The 15,933-nt window shown below is 70.0% G+C and carries 11 protein-coding genes and 2 pseudogenes; 9 read left to right on the plus strand and 4 right to left on the minus strand.

Annotation, left to right across the window (positions count from 1 at the left end; translation table 11 throughout):
• Positions 1 to 2: 2 nt before the first annotated feature.
• A pseudogene (locus OG788_RS32010) lies at positions 3 to 1,162 on the minus strand (adenosine deaminase); the annotation flags it as partial.
• A gap of 420 nt (positions 1,163 to 1,582) precedes the next feature.
• Here OG788_RS32010 and OG788_RS32015 point away from each other — a divergent pair.
• Positions 1,583 to 2,614 carry a DUF4190 domain-containing protein gene (locus OG788_RS32015; protein ID WP_406374696.1) on the plus strand — a complete coding sequence of 344 codons (1,032 nt, stop codon included), beginning with the start codon at positions 1,583 to 1,585 and terminating at the stop codon, positions 2,612 to 2,614.
• A 28-nt stretch (positions 2,615 to 2,642) separates the two neighbouring features.
• Here OG788_RS32015 and OG788_RS32020 read toward each other — a convergent pair whose 3' ends face one another.
• Both OG788_RS32020 and OG788_RS32025 read right to left on the minus strand, forming a co-directional pair.
• The gene (locus OG788_RS32020; RefSeq protein ID WP_351540661.1) at positions 2,643 to 4,166 is read right to left on the minus strand and encodes an MFS transporter; all 1,524 of its coding nucleotides are present in this window, start codon (positions 4,164 to 4,166) and stop codon (positions 2,643 to 2,645) included.
• A 316-nt stretch (positions 4,167 to 4,482) separates the two neighbouring features.
• Entirely contained in the window at positions 4,483 to 5,034 is a 552-nt protein-coding gene (locus tag OG788_RS32025; protein WP_406374697.1) for an NADAR family protein, read from the minus strand.
• A gap of 208 nt (positions 5,035 to 5,242) precedes the next feature.
• Between OG788_RS32025 and OG788_RS32030 the strand changes: the two genes are divergently transcribed.
• The 8 genes from OG788_RS32030 to OG788_RS32065 all read left to right on the plus strand — a co-directional run bounded on the left by OG788_RS32030 (position 5,243) and on the right by OG788_RS32065 (position 15,009).
• Positions 5,243 to 6,769, plus strand: coding sequence for a gamma-aminobutyraldehyde dehydrogenase (locus OG788_RS32030; protein WP_406374698.1), 1,527 nt, complete (start codon positions 5,243 to 5,245; stop codon positions 6,767 to 6,769).
• Positions 6,770 to 6,845: 76 nt separating this feature from the next.
• Positions 6,846 to 8,093, plus strand: a complete 1,248-nt coding sequence (locus OG788_RS32035; protein ID WP_406374699.1) for a spermidine/putrescine ABC transporter substrate-binding protein — start codon at positions 6,846 to 6,848, stop codon at positions 8,091 to 8,093.
• Between the two features lie 5 nt (positions 8,094 to 8,098).
• A complete protein-coding gene (locus OG788_RS32040) occupies positions 8,099 to 9,250 on the plus strand; it encodes an ABC transporter ATP-binding protein (protein WP_406374700.1) in 1,152 nt (383 codons plus the stop codon).
• The gene (locus OG788_RS32045) at positions 9,250 to 10,179 is read left to right on the plus strand and encodes an ABC transporter permease (protein ID WP_351540373.1); all 930 of its coding nucleotides are present in this window, start codon (positions 9,250 to 9,252) and stop codon (positions 10,177 to 10,179) included. The genes OG788_RS32040 and OG788_RS32045 overlap by 1 nt, the downstream gene beginning before the upstream one ends.
• Positions 10,180 to 10,980 (plus strand): ABC transporter permease, encoded by an 801-nt coding sequence (locus OG788_RS32050; RefSeq protein WP_266763303.1) that lies wholly within the window; start codon positions 10,180 to 10,182, stop codon positions 10,978 to 10,980.
• 32 nt (positions 10,981 to 11,012) lie between these two features.
• Complete coding sequence (locus OG788_RS32055) at positions 11,013 to 12,440, plus strand: NAD(P)/FAD-dependent oxidoreductase (RefSeq protein WP_406374701.1); 1,428 nt, start codon at positions 11,013 to 11,015, stop codon at positions 12,438 to 12,440.
• A gap of 160 nt (positions 12,441 to 12,600) precedes the next feature.
• Complete coding sequence (locus OG788_RS32060) at positions 12,601 to 13,059, plus strand: hypothetical protein (RefSeq protein WP_406374702.1); 459 nt, start codon at positions 12,601 to 12,603, stop codon at positions 13,057 to 13,059.
• Positions 13,060 to 13,179: 120 nt separating this feature from the next.
• On the plus strand, positions 13,180 to 15,009 hold the full coding sequence (locus tag OG788_RS32065) for a chitinase (RefSeq protein ID WP_406374703.1): 1,830 nt from the start codon (positions 13,180 to 13,182) through the stop codon (positions 15,007 to 15,009).
• On the opposite strand, the pseudogene OG788_RS32070 reads toward OG788_RS32065, so the two are convergent.
• A pseudogene (locus OG788_RS32070) lies at positions 14,951 to 15,892 on the minus strand (hypothetical protein); the annotation flags it as partial. The gene OG788_RS32065 and the pseudogene OG788_RS32070 sit on opposite strands and share 59 nt — an antisense overlap.
• Positions 15,893 to 15,933 lie beyond the last annotated feature (41 nt).

Below are 15,933 nucleotides of genomic sequence, written 5' to 3' on the forward strand. Positions count from 1 at the left end.
GGTCAGAGCGCGAGCCAGGTCGCGGTGTAGGTGTCGATCTCCGCGGCGATCTTCGCCTTGCCGGCCTCGTCGAGGAACGACGCCGCCACCGCGTTCTTGGCGAGCGCCGCGAGCCCCTGCTCCTCGAGGCCGAGGAGGCGGGAGGCGACCGCGTACTCGGAGTTGAGGTTGGTGCCGAACATCGGCGGGTCGTCGGAGTTGACGGTGACCGTCACCCCGGCCGCCACGAAGTCCTTGACGGGGTGCTCTTCGAGGGTGCGTACCGCGCGGGTGGCGATGTTCGAGGTCGGGCAGACCTCCAGGGCGATGCCGTGCTCGGCGAGATGGGCGAGCAGCCTCGGGTCCCCGGCGGAGCTGGTGCCGTGGCCGATGCGCTCGGCGCCCAGGAAGTTCAGCGCGTCCCAGACCGTCTCCGGGCCCGTCGTCTCACCGGCATGCGGCACCGACCGCAGTCCCGCGGCGCGGGCACGGTCGAAGTACGGCTTGAACTGCGGCCTCGGCACGCCGACTTCGGGTCCGCCGAGTCCGAAGGAGACGAGCCCCTCCGGCCGCAGCCGGTCGTCGGTCGCGAGCCGCACGGTCTCCTCGGCCGCCTCGAGTCCGGCCTCGCCCGGAATGTCGAAGCACCAGCGCAGGACGACACCGAGTTCCTTCTCGGCGGCCTTTCGGGCGTCCTCGATCGCCTCCATGAAGGCGAGCTCGTCGATCCCGCGCCGCGTGGAGGACCACGGAGTGATCGTCAGCTCGGCGTAGCGCACCTGCTGGCGGGCCATGTCCCGTGCGACCTCGTACGTCAGCAGCCGTACGTCCTCGGGGGTCCGGATGAGGTCGACGACGGACAGGTACACCTGGATGAAGTGGGCGAAGTCCGTGAACGTGAAGTAGTCCGCGAGCGCCTCGGGGTCGGTCGGCACCCGGGAGTCGGGGTGGCGGGCGGCGAGGGCGGACACGATGCGCGGGGAGGCGGAGCCGACGTGGTGGACGTGCAGTTCGGCCTTGGGCAGTCCGGCGATGAAGGAGTGCAGGTCGTGGAGGTCGTCGCGTGCGGTGATGTGCTCGGTCAAGGGGTTCCTCCCCGGAACGGCGTCTCCGGGCCGTGCTCGGCGGGACGCGGGTGATCGGCTGATCGATGACTCGGGGAATCATCGTAGGCGGCGGCCCACCGCCGTGCGGGCCCGGCGTGTCCGGCCTGGGCCGTCGTGCCGGGGAGATCCGCCGGCCGCGCCCGGGCCGTAGCATGACCGAACGTACGACAGAGGGGACCTCGCGCATGTCCGACGACGCCCAGAGGCCGAATGCGCCACGCGACGCGGGCGCGTGGGCTCCGCCGGGCGAGGGGCACGCGTCGAGCGCGCCGGGCGACGGGAACCCGACGTCCACACGGAACGGGTCCCCCGCGGTGGACGCCGCGCCGAGCGCGGAGCCCAGGGACGCGATACCCGAGCCCGCGGACGCGATGCCAGAGCCGACCGGGGCGATACCCGAGCCCGGGGACGCGATGCCAGAGCCGACCGGGGCGATACCCGAGCCCGGGGACGGGATGCCAGAGCCGACCGGGGCGATACCCGAGCCCGGGGACGCGATGCCAGAGCCGACCGGGGCGATACCCGAGCCCGGGGACGCGATACCCGAGCCGACCGGGGCGATACCCGAGCCCGGGGACGCGATACCCGGAGCAGACCGTGCACACGCCGACGCCCCGGACCCCGCGGCGCCTCCGGCGGACAGCGGTCCGGATTCCGCGCCGGCGCAGAGCGCGCGGTGGGTGGACAGCGCGTTCGGTGACGGGCCGAAGGGTGGTGACGTGCCGAAGGGTTCCGTGCCCGGGCAGGGCACCCCGCCCTTTGCGGCCCCTGCATCCGCCCCCGCTGCCCGGGTCTCCCTCGGGAAGCCCGCCGTCGGCCGGGACTCCGAGCCCAACCCCTGGGCGCCGCTCGAGGAGGAGACCCATTCCTGGGCGCCGCCCGAAGGGCGCGCTTCGTCCACGGGGAGTGCCCTGGGGAGTGCCACGCCGCCTCCGGTGTACGGCCTGCCGACGATCACCTCGTTCCCCGGCGCGCCGGTGCCGCCCGGCCCCGGAAGCCTCGGCGGCCCCTCCCTGGACAACCCCTTCGCAGCGCCGGGGGCCCACACCCCGTATCCGCAGCCCGCTCCCGGCGAGCACGTCCCCCCGCCGCCGATCGCCCCCGACGGCCCGGGGCGGCTCCCGTACGGCTACGGCTACCCCCAGTACGGCGCCGCCCCTGCGGGTTTCGCCCACCCGGGCGCACCGGGCTACGGCTGGCCCTTGATGCAGCCCATGCCGAGCAATGGGATGGGGACCGCCGGTCTGGTGCTGGGCATCATCGCGGCGGTGCTGTTCTGTGTGTGGCCGTTGGCGATCGTGCTGGGCATCCTCGCCGTGATCTTCGGTCTGATCGGCCGGGGGAAGGCACGCCGGGGTGAGGCGACGAATCCAGGGCAGGCGCTGGCCGGGGTCATCTGCGGAGCCGTCGGCGTCGCGCTCGCCATCGCGCTGCTCGTCATCATCATCGTCGCGCCGGACGACAACGGCGGCGAGGACTCGGGCGGCGACTACGGCTTCTCCACCTCTCTGGTGACGCACAGCCGATAGCCAGCGGCGGCTGTGCCGGGAGCCTGTGTCAGGCGGCTGTCGGTGGTTCGTCGCCCGCGGCAGCCTTTCCCCGGTCTCCGGGGTGGCGCAGGGCGCAGAGGAACCCGACGGCCAGTGCGACGGCCATGGCGTAGAAGACCCACTGGTTGGCCTCGGCGAAGTCCATCCGCACGCTCGGCATCGTCTCGCGCATGACCTCGGCGGTGGCGCCGCCGCCGGTGGGCTGCTGCGCGTCGGCGTTGCCCGTGACCGCCTCGGCGATGTCCTTGGCCACTTCGTTGGCCTCGGCCGAGGTCAGGCCCCGGGAGCGGAGCGTCGACACGATGTTGTCCGTCATGTTGTGGGTGAGGATGGTCCCGAAGACGGCCAGGCCCACACTCGCCGCGTAGTTGCGCACGGTCTGCGTGATCCCGGTGACCTCGCCGTACGAGGCTCCGATGGACCGGTTGACGGCATCCGTGGAAGCGGGCGCCAGGATGAAACCGATGCCCGCGCCCGCGAGAGCCACGTAGGGCCACTGGTCGTGCATGGACAGGTCGGTCAGCTTGCCCGCCCAGAGAGCGAATCCGACGGCGCCCAGGGCGGTGCCGATCTTCATGGCCGGCCGCGCGCCCCGCTTGTCCAGCATCCGGCCGCCCCATTGGGAGGCGATCGCGAAGCCGGCGAAGAAGTAGAGCAGGTAGAGCGCGGCCTGGTTGGGCGATGCGCTCAGGGAGACCTGTGCGTACACCGAGGCGAAGAAGAAGACCGGTACGAAGGCGAGCATGGCGAAGAAGAGCACCAGGGAGTCCACGGTGAACGCCTTGTCCCGGAAGACCGCCAGGTTGACCAGCGGGTGACGTCTGCCTCCCTCGTAGCGCCAGAAGAGGACCAGCACCGCCAGGCCGCCCGCGATGCAGCCCCAGGTCGCAGCGCTGTCCCAGCCCCAGGCCGCGGCCTGCTGGAAACCGAGCACGCTCAGGCCCATGCCCACCGCGATCAGCAGGGCTCCGACGCCGTCCAGCGACTCGTCGCGCCGCCGGTCGGGAATGCGCGCCATCACCGTCAGGACGAGGGCCACGACGGCGACGGGCACATTGACCCAGAAGATCGCTCTCCAGGTCCACGCCGTGAGCCAGCCGCCCAGCAACGGGCCGATGGCCGTCAGCGCCCCGGACAGCCCGAAGAACAACGCCAGCGCCCGGCCGCGCCGGTCCACCGGGAACACGGCCACGACCACGGCGAGGGCCGCGGGGAAGAGGAGAGCGGCCCCCAGTCCCTGCGTCGCCCGGAAAGTGATCAGCCAGGTCTGTGCGAAGTCCCCCTTCGGCACGCATCCGCAGAGCACCGACGAGATGACGAACACCAGGGTCCCGGCCACGACGACACGGCGTGGTCCCAGCAGGTCCGCCAGACGCCCGCCGAGGGCGAAGAACGCGGCCAGCGACAGCAGGTAGGCGTTCACCACCCATTGCATTCCGGAGGCCGACAGCCCCAGCTCGCGGACGATGTCCGGAGCCGCGATGGAGACGATCGTCTGGTCGATGAACGTCATCGACACCGCGAAGAGCATGGCCGCGAGGGCCAGTGACTGGTGCGGGGCGCGGGGCGCCTGGGGCGCGGCTTCGTCACGCGCTACGGAGGTGCGACTCACACGGACAGTTTCGGGTGGTCAGGGCGCCTGCGCATCCGCAGAGTGGCGGCGGGCTCGGAGGGCTTGGAGGTCACGGCAGGCGCGGAGGGCACGGCGGGCTCGGAGGTCCCGGCGGTCCCGGGAAGGCGCCCCCCGGGCGGGGCCCCGGGGGCGGGTGGCCCCCGGACCCCGGTGTCACCGGAGCCGTCCGGGCAGGGCGTGAGTGTCAGCCCCGGCCCCGGGGCGCCCCCCGCGGCTACCGCAGCCGGTCGCGTGCCTCCATCAGGGCGAAGCCCAGGAGGTTGGGTCCCTGCCAGCGGCGGGGATCCGAAGCCCCGTCGTCGGTCGCGGCGAGGCCGATGCCCCAGATCCGGTCCATGGGGCTCGCCTCCACCAGGACGCGCCCGCCCGTGCCCAGCAGGAACGCCCGCAGACCGGGGTGGGCGGCGAACTTGTGGACGCTTCCCTCGACGACGATCTCGAACCGCTCGCGCTCCCACACGGCGTTGTCGAAGTCGCGCACCAGTCGCCCGGCCTTCTTGGCGAGCGCGGGGTTCGGAGCCTCGATCGCCTGCCGCTCGGCCTCCGCGTCGCCGAAGAGGCGTGCCTTGGAGGCCATCATCCAGTGCTCCGCCGTCGCGTAGGTGACACCTTCGACCACGAAGGGTGACGGCCACCACTGGCTGAGACAGCTCGGTCCCACCTGGCCGTCGGGCCGCGGGCGGTGCCCCCAGAAGTGCAGGTACTTCACTCGCGTCCCCGACTGAACCGCACTGACCAGTGCTTCCCGCGTATCGATCTTCCCCATGCACGCCACTGTGGCACGCACCACTGACATTCCGTCCCGCCTTTTCCAGAAGGACTCGACACCTGGTCGAAGGATTCCGTCGCGTAACCAAAAGGCAACAACGGAATCACTTGTTGGAGTCCCTTTGCTCTGTCAGGATCGGCACTCAAATCGAGCTGGAGCTACGCCCACCCCCGTCCCGACGGGGAGGACGGCGGAGGAGAGCGACATGCACAATCCGGGCCATCGCTTCCAGGCGCAGGACCGCCTCGCGGACGGCGCGCAGTACATCGGAGGCCGCCTGACCAAGGGCACCTCCGGCCGCACGCACGCGGTCGTGGACCCCGCCACCGGCGAAGAGGTGTACACATACGAGCTGGCGAGCACCGCCGACGTGGACGCGGCCGTCGCGGCCGCCCGCGCGGCGTTCCCCGGCTGGGCGGGCGCCACCCCGGGCGATCGCTCCGACGCCCTGCACCGCTTCGCCGCCGTGCTCGCGGAGCGCGCCGAGGAGTTCGCCCAGGCCGAGTCGCTGCAGTGCGGAAAGCCCCTCAAGCTGACCCGCGAGTTCGACGTGCCGGGGACCATCGACAACACCGCCTTCTTCGCGGGCGCCGCCCGGCATCTGCAGGGCCAGTCGGCCGGTGAGTACTCCGGCGACCACACCTCGTACGTACGCCGGGAACCCATCGGTGTGGTCGGTTCCATCGCGCCGTGGAACTATCCGCTCCAGATGGCCGCCTGGAAGATCCTCCCGGCGATCGCGGCCGGCAACACGATCGTGCTGAAGCCCGCGGAGCTGACCCCGCTCACCTCCCTGTTGTTCGCCGAGGCGGCCACGCACGCGGGAATCCCGGACGGGGTCATCAACATCGTCACGGGTCTCGGCAAGGAGGCCGGTGAGCACCTCGTCGGGCACCCCGACGTCGCCATGACCTCCTTCACCGGGTCGACCGCCGTCGGCAAGCGCGTCGCGGAGATCGCCACCTCGACCGTCAAGCGCCTCCACCTGGAGCTCGGCGGCAAGGCCCCCTTCCTCGTCTTCGACGACGCGGATCTGGAGGCCGCCGTGCACGGCGCGGTCGCCGGTTCGCTCATCAACACCGGCCAGGACTGCACGGCCGCCACGCGCGCGTACGTGCAAAGGCCGCTCTACGAAGCGTTCGTGGAGCGCACGGGTGCCCTGATGGCGAGCGTCCGCGTGGGCGACCCCTTCGCGCCCGGCACCGACCTCGGCCCGCTGATCTCGCACGCCCAGCGCGACCGCGTCGCCGGATTCGTCGACCGGGCCCGCGGCTACGCGCGCGTGGTCACCGGCGGTGAGGCCCCACAGGGAGAGCTCAAGAGCGGCGCGTACTATGCGCCCACGCTCGTCGCCGACGCCGGGCAGGACAGCGAGATCGTGCAGGCCGAGATCTTCGGCCCGGTGCTCGTCGTGCTCCCCTTCGACACCGACGACGAGGGCATCGCGCTGGCCAACGACACCCCGTACGGACTCGCCGCCTCCGCCTGGAGCCGCGACGTCTACCGTGCCAACCGCGCGACCCGCGAGATCAAGGCGGGCTGCGTCTGGGTCAACGATCACATTCCGATCATCAGCGAGATGCCGCACGGGGGCTACAAGGCGTCCGGCTTCGGCAAGGACATGTCTGCCTACTCCTTCGAGGAGTACACGCAGATCAAGCACGTCATGTTCGACAACACCGCGGTCGCCAGGAAGGACTGGCACCGCACGGTCTTCGGGGACCGGCCGTAGCCGATCGACCGGCTACGGCCCTGTGGCAGACCAGGCCGCGACCACGGCCGCGACCCTCTCGAAAGGGCACCAGAGCATGGAGCAGTACGAGCCCGAACGCCTGTCCCCGGTTCAACTGGCCGCCTTGCGGCGCAGCTTCCGGAACGGCAGGGCCTCCCTCACCCGTCGGTCACTGCTGCGCGCCTCGGCGGGCGGCGCGCTCGCCGTCGGCGGGCTCGGGACGCTGAGCGCCTGCGGTATCCCCGCGGCCGGCAAGCCCCAGGGCAGCGTCTCGTCCGAGGACCACTCGGCCAAGGAGAAGACGATCAACTTCTCCAACTGGACCGAGTACATGGACGTCGACGACAGCGAGAAGCACCACCCCACGCTCGACACGTTCACCGAGCGGACCGGTATCAAGGTCAAGTACACCGAGGACATCAACGACAACGTCGAGTTCTTCGGCAAGATCAAGCCGCAGCTCGCGGCGGGCCAGGACACCGGGCGCGACATGATCGTCGTCACCGACTGGCTGGCCGCGCGGCTGATCCGCTTCGGCTGGGTGCAGAAGCTCGACCCGGCGAACCTTCCGCACGCGTACACGAACCTGTCCGCCCAGTTCCGCAACCCCGACTGGGACCCCGGCCGTGCCTACTCCTATCCCTGGCAGGGCATCTCGACCGTCATCGCCTACAACAAGAAGGCGCTCGACGGGGTCGAGGTCAGGTCCGTCTCCGATCTGCTCGACAACCCCAAGCTCAAGGGGCGCGTCGGCTTCCTCTCGGAGATGCGCGACAGCATCGGCATGACGCTGCTCGACATGGGCAAGGACCCGGTCAAGTTCACCGACGACGACTTCGACGCGGCGATCGCCCGCCTCCAGAAGGCCGTCGACAAGGGTCAGATACGCCGCTTCACCGGCAACGACTACACGTCCGACCTCACCAAGGGCGACCTCGCGGCCTGTCTCGCCTGGGCCGGCGACGTCGTCCAGCTCAAGGCGGACAGCCCGGACGTCGACTTCCTCATCCCGGACAGCGGCTACCTGACGTCCACGGACAACATGCTGGTCCCCAACAAGGCACGTCACAAGACGAACGCCGAGCGGCTCATGGACTACTACTACGAGCCCGAGCCCGCCGCGGAACTCGCCGCCTACATCAACTACGTCTGCCCGGTCGACGGGGTGAAGCCCTACCTCGCGAAGATCGACAACGACGCGGCGACCAATCCGCTGATCATTCCTGACAAGGCCATGGCCGCGAAGTCCCACGCCTTCCGCTCGTTGAGCCAGAAGGAAGAGACGGCCTACGAAGAGAAGTTCGCGAAGCTCACAGGGGCGTGACCACCATGACGAACGAAAACAGCGGCGACGTCCGCCTCTCCGGGATCAGCAAGACGTACGGCGCCTTCACGGCCGTGCACCCCCTCGACCTGACCGTGCCGCAGGGCTCGTTCTTCGCCCTCCTCGGGGCGTCGGGCTGCGGCAAGACCACCACCCTGCGGATGATCGCCGGCCTGGAGGAGCCCAGCTCGGGCACCGTCTCGCTCGGCGAGCAGGACGTGACGAACCTGCCGCCCTACAAGCGGCCGGTGAACACGGTCTTCCAGTCGTACGCCCTCTTCCCGCACCTCGACATCTTCGAGAACGTCGCCTTCGGCCTGCGCCGGCGCGGCATCAAGTCGGTGAAGAAGCAGGTCGAGGACATGCTCGAGCTCGTACAGCTCGGTGAGCAGGCGCGCAAGAAGCCGCACCAGCTCTCCGGCGGCCAGCAGCAGCGGGTCGCCGTGGCCCGCGCGCTGATCAACCACCCCAAGGTGCTGCTCCTCGACGAGCCGCTCGGCGCCCTCGACCTCAAGCTGCGCCGCCAGATGCAGCTGGAGCTCAAGCGCATCCAGACCGAGGTCGGCATCACCTTCATCCATGTCACGCACGACCAGGAGGAGGCCATGACCATGGCCGACACGGTCGCCGTGATGAACGCGGGCCGCGTCGAGCAGCTGGGCGCGCCCGCCGACCTCTACGAGAACCCGAACACCACCTTCGTCGCCAACTTCCTCGGCACCTCCAACCTCATCGAGGCCGAGGTCGACTCCCGGAGCGGCGACGAGATCGTGCTCAGGGCGGGCGGCGGCAAGCTGGTGCTCCCCGGGGCGCGCTGTTCCGCCCCCGCCACGACCGGCGGCAAGGTCCTGGTCGGTGTCCGCCCGGAGAAGATCTCCCTCACGCACGCCGACGACGCGGGCGAGATACCCGCCGGCCGCAACCGGATCACCGGCAAGATCGCCGACTCCAGCTTCATCGGTGTCTCCACCCAGTACGTCATCGACAGCGCCGTCTGTCCCGAGTTCGAGGTCTACGCCCAGAACATCGACCGGGACTCCCGGCTCGTCCCCGGTGCGGACGTCGTCCTGCACTGGAGCCCGGAGCACACCTTCGGTCTCGACGCCGCCCAGGACATCGACGCGGGCGTCGAAACGGCCGAGGAGGAGGCCGCCTGATGGCCACCGTCACCGAGGTGGAGGCGCCACCGATCGCGCCGAAGTCCGCCGGGAAGCCGCCCAGAAAGCGCGGCCGTCTCGTCCCGTACTGGCTGCTGCTGCCCGGGCTCCTGTGGCTCGTCGTCTTCTTCGCGCTGCCGATGGTCTACCAGGCCTCCACGTCCGTGCAGACGGGATCGCTGGAGGAGGGCTTCAAGGTCACCTGGCACTTCCAGACGTACTGGGACGCGCTCACCGACTACTGGCCGCAGTTCCTGCGCTCCGTGCTCTACGCCGGCGCCGCGACGGTCCTGTGTCTGGTGCTCGGGTACCCGCTCGCGTATCTGATCGCGTTCCGCGCGGGCCGCTGGCGCAACCTGATCATGATCCTGGTGATCGCGCCGTTCTTCACCAGCTTCCTGATCCGCACGCTCGCCTGGAAGACGATCCTCGCGGACGGCGGCCCGGTCGTCGGCGCCCTGAACTCGCTGCACGTCCTGGACGTCACGAGCTGGCTCGGCTTCACGTCAGGGGACCGCGTCCTCGCCACCCCGCTCGCGGTGGTCTGCGGACTCACGTACAACTTCCTGCCGTTCATGGTCCTGCCGCTCTACACCTCGCTGGAGCGGATCGACGGACGGCTGCACGAGGCGGCGGGCGACCTGTACGCGCGGCCGATCACCACCTTCCGCAAGGTGACGTTCCCGCTGTCGATGCCCGGTGTGGTCTCGGGGACGCTGCTGACCTTCATCCCCGCCAGCGGTGACTACGTGAACGCCGACCTGCTCGGCTCCACCGACACCCGGATGGTCGGCAATGTCATCCAGACCCAGTTCCTGCGGATTCTCGACTATCCGACGGCCGCGGCGCTCTCCTTCATTCTCATGGCCGCGATCCTCATCATGGTCACGCTCTACATCCGCAAGTCCGGGACGGAGGATCTGGTTTAAATGGCCTTCGTGAACTGGCTCAAGCGCCATCTCGTCGTCATCGCCGGCCTGGTGACGCTCGGATATCTGCTGCTGCCCAACATCGTCGTCACGGTGTTCTCCTTCAACAAACCGAAGGGGCGCTTCAATTACGAATGGCAGCAGTTCTCGACGGACGCCTGGCGCGATCCGTGCGGGGTCGCCGACATGTGCGGCTCGCTCTCGCTCAGCCTCCAGATCGCCCTCTGGGCGACCGTCGGAGCCACCGTCCTCGGCACGATGATCGCCTTCGCGCTGGTCCGCTACCGCTTCCGCGCGCGCGGCACCGTGAACTCGCTGATCTTCCTGCCGATGGCGATGCCCGAGGTCGTCATGGCCGCGTCGCTGCTCACCCTGTTCCTCAACATGGGTGCTCAGCTGGGCTTCTGGACGATTCTGATCGCCCACATCATGTTCTGTCTCAGCTTCGTCGTGACGGCCGTCAAGGCCCGTGTCATGTCGATGGACCCGCGGCTGGAGCAGGCGGCCCAGGACCTGTACGCCGGTCCCGCGCAGACCTTCCTGCGCGTCACCCTGCCCATCGCGGCCCCCGGAATCGCCGCGGGCGCGCTGCTCGCCTTCGCGCTCTCCTTCGACGATTTCATCATCACCAATTTCAACGCGGGCTCGACCGTCACGTTCCCCATGTTCGTCTGGGGTTCGGCACAGCGCGGAACACCCGTTCAGATCAACGTCATCGGTACGGCCATGTTCCTCGTCGCCGTACTGTTCGTCCTGGCCGGAATGGTCGTCGGGAATCGCCGTAACAGGCAAAAGGCATAACGCTCGAAAACCCTCGTAGGGAGTTGGAAATCATGGCCCCAAGCGCCATGACCCGTGGTAATCAGTGGACGAAGTCTCTCTCCGACGCCCAGCCGGTCTCGTACTGGCTGGACGACCCCGGCAAACCCCGCCCGGAGCCGGCGCTCACCGGCGCCGAGACGTGCGACCTGCTCGTCGTCGGCGGCGGCTACAGCGGACTGTGGACCGCGCTGATCGCCAAGGAGCGCGACCCCGGGCGGGATGTCGTCCTGGTGGAGGGCCGTGAGGTGGGCTGGGCCGCCTCCGGCCGCAACGGCGGCTTCTGTGCCGCCTCCCTCACCCACGGTCTGTCCAACGGGCTCACCCGCTGGCCGGACGAGATCAGGAAGCTGGAGGAGCTGGGCGCCCGCAACCTCGACGAGATCGAGGCGGCCGTCGCCCGCTACTCCCTCGACTGCGACTTCGAGCGCAGCGGCGAGATCGACGTCGCCACCGAGCCGCACCAGGCTGCCGAACTGCGTGACTGGCACCAGGAACTGGAGCGCGAGGGTCTCGCCGACGGCATCGAGTTCCTCGACACCGAGGCCGTACGGGAACAGGTCGACTCGCCGACCTTCCTGGCCGGGCTGCACGACCGCCGCGGTGTCGCCATGCTCCATCCGGCCAAGCTGGCCTGGGGCCTGAAGCGGGCGTGCGTGGAGCTCGGGGTGCGGGTGTACGAGCACACGCCCGCCCTCGCCCTGAAGCCGTCCGGCGCCGGCATGGCCGTCCGCACGCCGTACGGATCGGTCCGCGCCCGCCGGGTGGCCCTCGGCACCAATATCTTCCCGAACCTGGTCAAACGCGTCCGCCCGTACACCGTCCCGGTCTACGACTACGCGCTGATGACCGAGCCGCTCACCGCCGACCAGCTGGCGTCCGTCGGCTGGAAGAACCGCCAGGGTCTCGGCGACTCGGCCAACCAGTTCCACTACTTCCGGCTGTCGGCGGACAACCGCATCCTGTGGGGCGGTTACGACGCGATCTACCCGTACGGCGGCCGGATGCGCGCCGAGTACGACGACCGCCCCGAGACCTACGCCAAGCTTGCCGAGCACTTCTTCACCTGCTTCCCGCAGCTGGAGGGTGTCCGTTTCTCCCACGCCTGGGGCGGCGCGATCGACACCTGCTCGCGCTTCTCGGCGTTCTTCGGCAGCGCCCACGGGGGCAAAGTCGCTTACGCGGCGGGCTATACGGGCCTCGGCGTGGGCGCCACCCGGTTCGGCGCCGACGTGATGCTCGACCTGCTGGCGGGGGAACGCACCGAACGCACCGAGCTGGAGATGGTCCGCCGCAAGCCGCTGCCGTTCCCGCCCGAGCCCTTCGCCTGGACCGGCATCGCGCTCACCAAGTGGTCGCTGGCACGGGCGGACACGCACGGCGGCCGGCGCAATCTGTGGCTGAAGACGATGGACCGGCTGGGCCTCGGCTTCGACAGCTGAGCGGCGTGTGATCCCGGACCTGATCCACGGGCGTACGCCCACCACCGCCGGTGTGACCCGGTCCACTGCCAACTGGTGGCCCGAACCCGCGTAATGCCCGGCCCGAACCTCCCTCTCCTCTGTGACGCGACCAGCGTCGACACGAGAGGGAGGTTCCGTCATGACAGGGCCCAAGGCGGCGGTCGAGTGGCTGACATCCGTGGCTCCGGATCCCGAGGCCTGCCGCTGGGAGTGGGAGCGCAATCCCCTCGGGATCGCGCTGCTGCCGGCGGGGAGGGCCTGGGACGTACTCATCCTGCCGGGCGAGCTCGGCTATCCCACGCTCGACGTGCTGACCCGGGTGATCGACCAACCCGGGCCGGTGCTCGTCGACTTCGGCGACGCCCGGATGGGGTTCTTCGTGCCCGCGGGCACCGCGGCCCGGTGGCTCGGGACGGGGGTGCGCACCGCGGGCGCCGGCACCTGGATCGTGGTGCCCTACCCGGGACGGTCGACCGGCGGGGTCCGGTGGCTGGTCCCGCCGGACGGCTCGGGCACGCTCACGGACCCGGCCCTGCTCGAACTGGCCATGCACGAGGCCGCGGCGGGCCTGGCCGGCAACGAGGACCGGCAACGGTGAGGGGGCCGGGCCCGGCGGCCGTCCGGAGCCGGTTACCTGTCGGAGGTCTTGACAAGCGAATTGGTCTGGACCAAGTTGGGCGCGCTCCATCCTCCCATCCCCCCATGCCCGGAGGCAGTTGTGGACCGGACCGGACACGACAGACCGTTCGCCCGTCGTCATCGAAGGCTTCTCGCCGTGTGCACGGCCACCGCCCTGGCCCTGCCCGGCCTCGTCACGCTCTCGTCGGCCGCCCGTGCGGCCGACGCGGACCTCGCCAGGAACGGCGGGTTCGAGTCGGGCCTGGACGGCTGGACCTGCACGGCGGGCAGCACCGTCAACTCCCCTGTTCACGGCGGCAGTTCGGCGCTGAAGGCGACCCCGGCCGGCAACGACTTCGCGCAGTGCTCGCAGACCGTGACCGTGAAACCCGACGCGCAGTACACCCTCTCCGGCTACGTCCGCGGCAGCTATGTCTACCTCGGCGCGACCGGCACCGGCACGACCGACGTCAGCACCTGGACCCAGTCCGCGGCCGACTGGCAGCAGCTGAGCACCACCTTCCGGACCGGCGCCGCCACCACCAAGGTCACGATCTACACGCACGGCTGGTACGGCACCGGCACGTACTACGCCGACGACCTCTCGCTGACCGGCCCCGGCGTCGACGCCGGACAGCCGCCGGCCGTGCCCACCGGACTGAAGGTCGGCACCGTCGGCTCCTCGTCCGTCGGCCTGTCCTGGACGGCGGTGGCGGGCGCGACCGGCTACGCCGTCTACCGCGACGGAGTCAAGGTCCAGACGGCCACCGGCACCTCGACGACCGTGAGCGGTCTGACGGCCTCCACGGCGTACTCCTTCCAGGTCACGGCGACGAACGACGCGGGCGAGTCGGCCAAGTCGGCGACGGTGACCGCGACGACGTCCGCGGGTTCGGGCGGCGGCGGTTCCTCGGACCTTCCCACCCACGCCCTGGTCGGCTACCTCCACGCGAGCTTCGCCAACGGCGCGGGCTACACACGCATGGCCGACGTGCCGGACAGCTGGGACGTCATCGACCTGGCCTTCGGTGAACCGACTTCCACCACCTCGGGCGACATCCGCTTCACCCGCTGCCCGGTCACGGAGTGCCCGACGGTGGAGAGCGACGCCGACTTCAAGGCCGCGATCAAGGCCAAGCAGGCGGCGGGCAAGAAGGTGCTGATCTCGATCGGCGGCCAGAACGGCCAGGTCCAGCTGACGACCGCGGCCGCCCGCGACACCTTCGTCTCCTCGGTCTCGAAGATCATCGACACCTACGGCCTGGACGGCCTGGACATCGACTTCGAGGGTCACTCGCTCTCCCTGGACGCGAGCGACACCGACTTCAAGAACCCGACCACCCCGGTGGTCGTCAACCTCATCTCGGCGCTGAAGACCCTGAAGGCCAAGTACGGCTCGAAGTTCGTCCTGAGCATGGCCCCGGAGACCTTCTTCGTCCAGCTCGGTTACCAGTACTACGGCACCGGGAAGTGGGGCGGCCAGGACCCGCGTGCCGGCGCCTACCTCCCCGTGATCCACGCCCTGCGCGACGACCTGACCCTGCTGCACGTCCAGGACTACAACTCCGGCTCGATCATGGGCCTCGACAACCAGTACCACTCCATGGGCGGCGCCGACTTCCACATCGCGATGACCGACATGCTCCTGACGGGCTTCCCGGTCGCGGGAGACGCGGGCAACGTCTTCCCGCCCCTGCGCCCCGACCAGATAGCCGTCGGCATGCCCGCCACCACCAACGCCGGCAACGGCTATGTGTCCCCGGCCGAGGTCACCAAGACGCTCGACTGCCTCACGAAGAAGACCAACTGCGGTTCGTACGCCACCCACGGCACCTGGCCGGGCCTGCGCGGCCTCATGACCTGGTCGGTCAACTGGGACCGGTTCGGCGGCTGGGAGTTCTCTCGCAACTTCGACGCGTACTTCGGCTGAGGAAGAGCCACAGGGAGTACAGCAGCACCGCGCAGAGGCACCAACTGGCCACCACGTCCAGTGGCCAGTGGTAGCCGCGCCGGACCAGGCCGAAGGCCACGCACGCGTTCAGGATCACGCAGACGGCCAGTACCGCGCGGCGGGCGCCCGCGGTGCCGAGCAGCGGAAGGAGGAGCAGCGCCGCGGCGCCGTACGCGATGGCGGCGGTCGCGGTGTGCCCCGAGGGATAGAAGCCGGTGCCGGGCCCCATGACCGGGGGGCCCGGGCGGGCGACGAGTTCCTTCAGCGGCACGATCAGCGCGGGGACGACGGCCATCAGTACCGCGGCGGCGGCTGGCGGCAGCCACCATCGGTCCAGACCGGCGGCGCGCCGCCGCCACGCGACGTATCCCAGCGTCAGGGCGAGGACCGGAACCGCCACCTGGACGTTGCCCAGATCGGCGAGCAACTCGGAGAGCCGGTCCGGGTGGACGACGGCGCCGCTCAGCCGCTCGTCCAGGCCCAGGAGCGGGCCGTCCGCCACGACCTGCCAGGTGATGAAAACGAAGCCGAGGGCGAGCAGGCCGAACAGGAGGGGCACGGGTGGCATGGGGGACAGCCTGTCAGAACAGGTCCGGCCGTCCGGTACGGGCTGCGCCGGCTCTGAGCAGCGACGGGTCCGCGAAGAGGAAGAAAGAAAAAAGAAGAAGGAGGGTCGGCCGCCCCGGAACAGGGGGGGTGGTTCCGAGGCGGCCGTCCGGACCGGAATGCCGCGCGCCCCGGGGGGTTTGGGGCGGGCGACTGTCCGATCGGTGAGGAGAACCGAAGCCGGAAGCTCCGGGTGTGTGCGCGAGGGCACGACCAGGGCGAAGCTGGGGAGGCCTCGACCCGGTGCCACCCACAGTCCCCTGTGGGCGAGGTGTATCTCTGATCTGGTTAGAACCT

It is taken from the genome of Streptomyces sp. NBC_00647, from assembly GCF_045207245.1.
Classification (GTDB): Bacteria; Actinomycetota; Actinomycetes; order Streptomycetales; family Streptomycetaceae; genus Streptomyces.

Bases quoted from the DNA above. Each gene is read 5' to 3' on its own strand.
- OG788_RS32015 (WP_406374696.1), top strand. From the start codon at position 1,583: ATGCCAGAGCCGACCGGGGCGATACCCGAGCCCGGGGACGCGATACCC.
- OG788_RS32020 (WP_351540661.1), bottom strand. From the start codon at position 4,166: ATGCTCTTCGCGGTGTCGATGACGTTCATCGACCAGACGATCGTCTCC.
- OG788_RS32025 (WP_406374697.1), bottom strand. From the start codon at position 5,034: ATGGGGAAGATCGATACGCGGGAAGCACTGGTCAGTGCGGTTCAGTCG.
- OG788_RS32030 (WP_406374698.1), top strand. From the start codon at position 5,243: ATGCACAATCCGGGCCATCGCTTCCAGGCGCAGGACCGCCTCGCGGAC.
- OG788_RS32035 (WP_406374699.1), top strand. From the start codon at position 6,846: ATGGAGCAGTACGAGCCCGAACGCCTGTCCCCGGTTCAACTGGCCGCC.
- OG788_RS32040 (WP_406374700.1), top strand. From the start codon at position 8,099: ATGACGAACGAAAACAGCGGCGACGTCCGCCTCTCCGGGATCAGCAAG.
- OG788_RS32045 (WP_351540373.1), top strand. From the start codon at position 9,250: ATGGCCACCGTCACCGAGGTGGAGGCGCCACCGATCGCGCCGAAGTCC.
- OG788_RS32050 (WP_266763303.1), top strand. From the start codon at position 10,180: ATGGCCTTCGTGAACTGGCTCAAGCGCCATCTCGTCGTCATCGCCGGC.
- OG788_RS32055 (WP_406374701.1), top strand. From the start codon at position 11,013: ATGGCCCCAAGCGCCATGACCCGTGGTAATCAGTGGACGAAGTCTCTC.
- OG788_RS32060 (WP_406374702.1), top strand. From the start codon at position 12,601: ATGACAGGGCCCAAGGCGGCGGTCGAGTGGCTGACATCCGTGGCTCCG.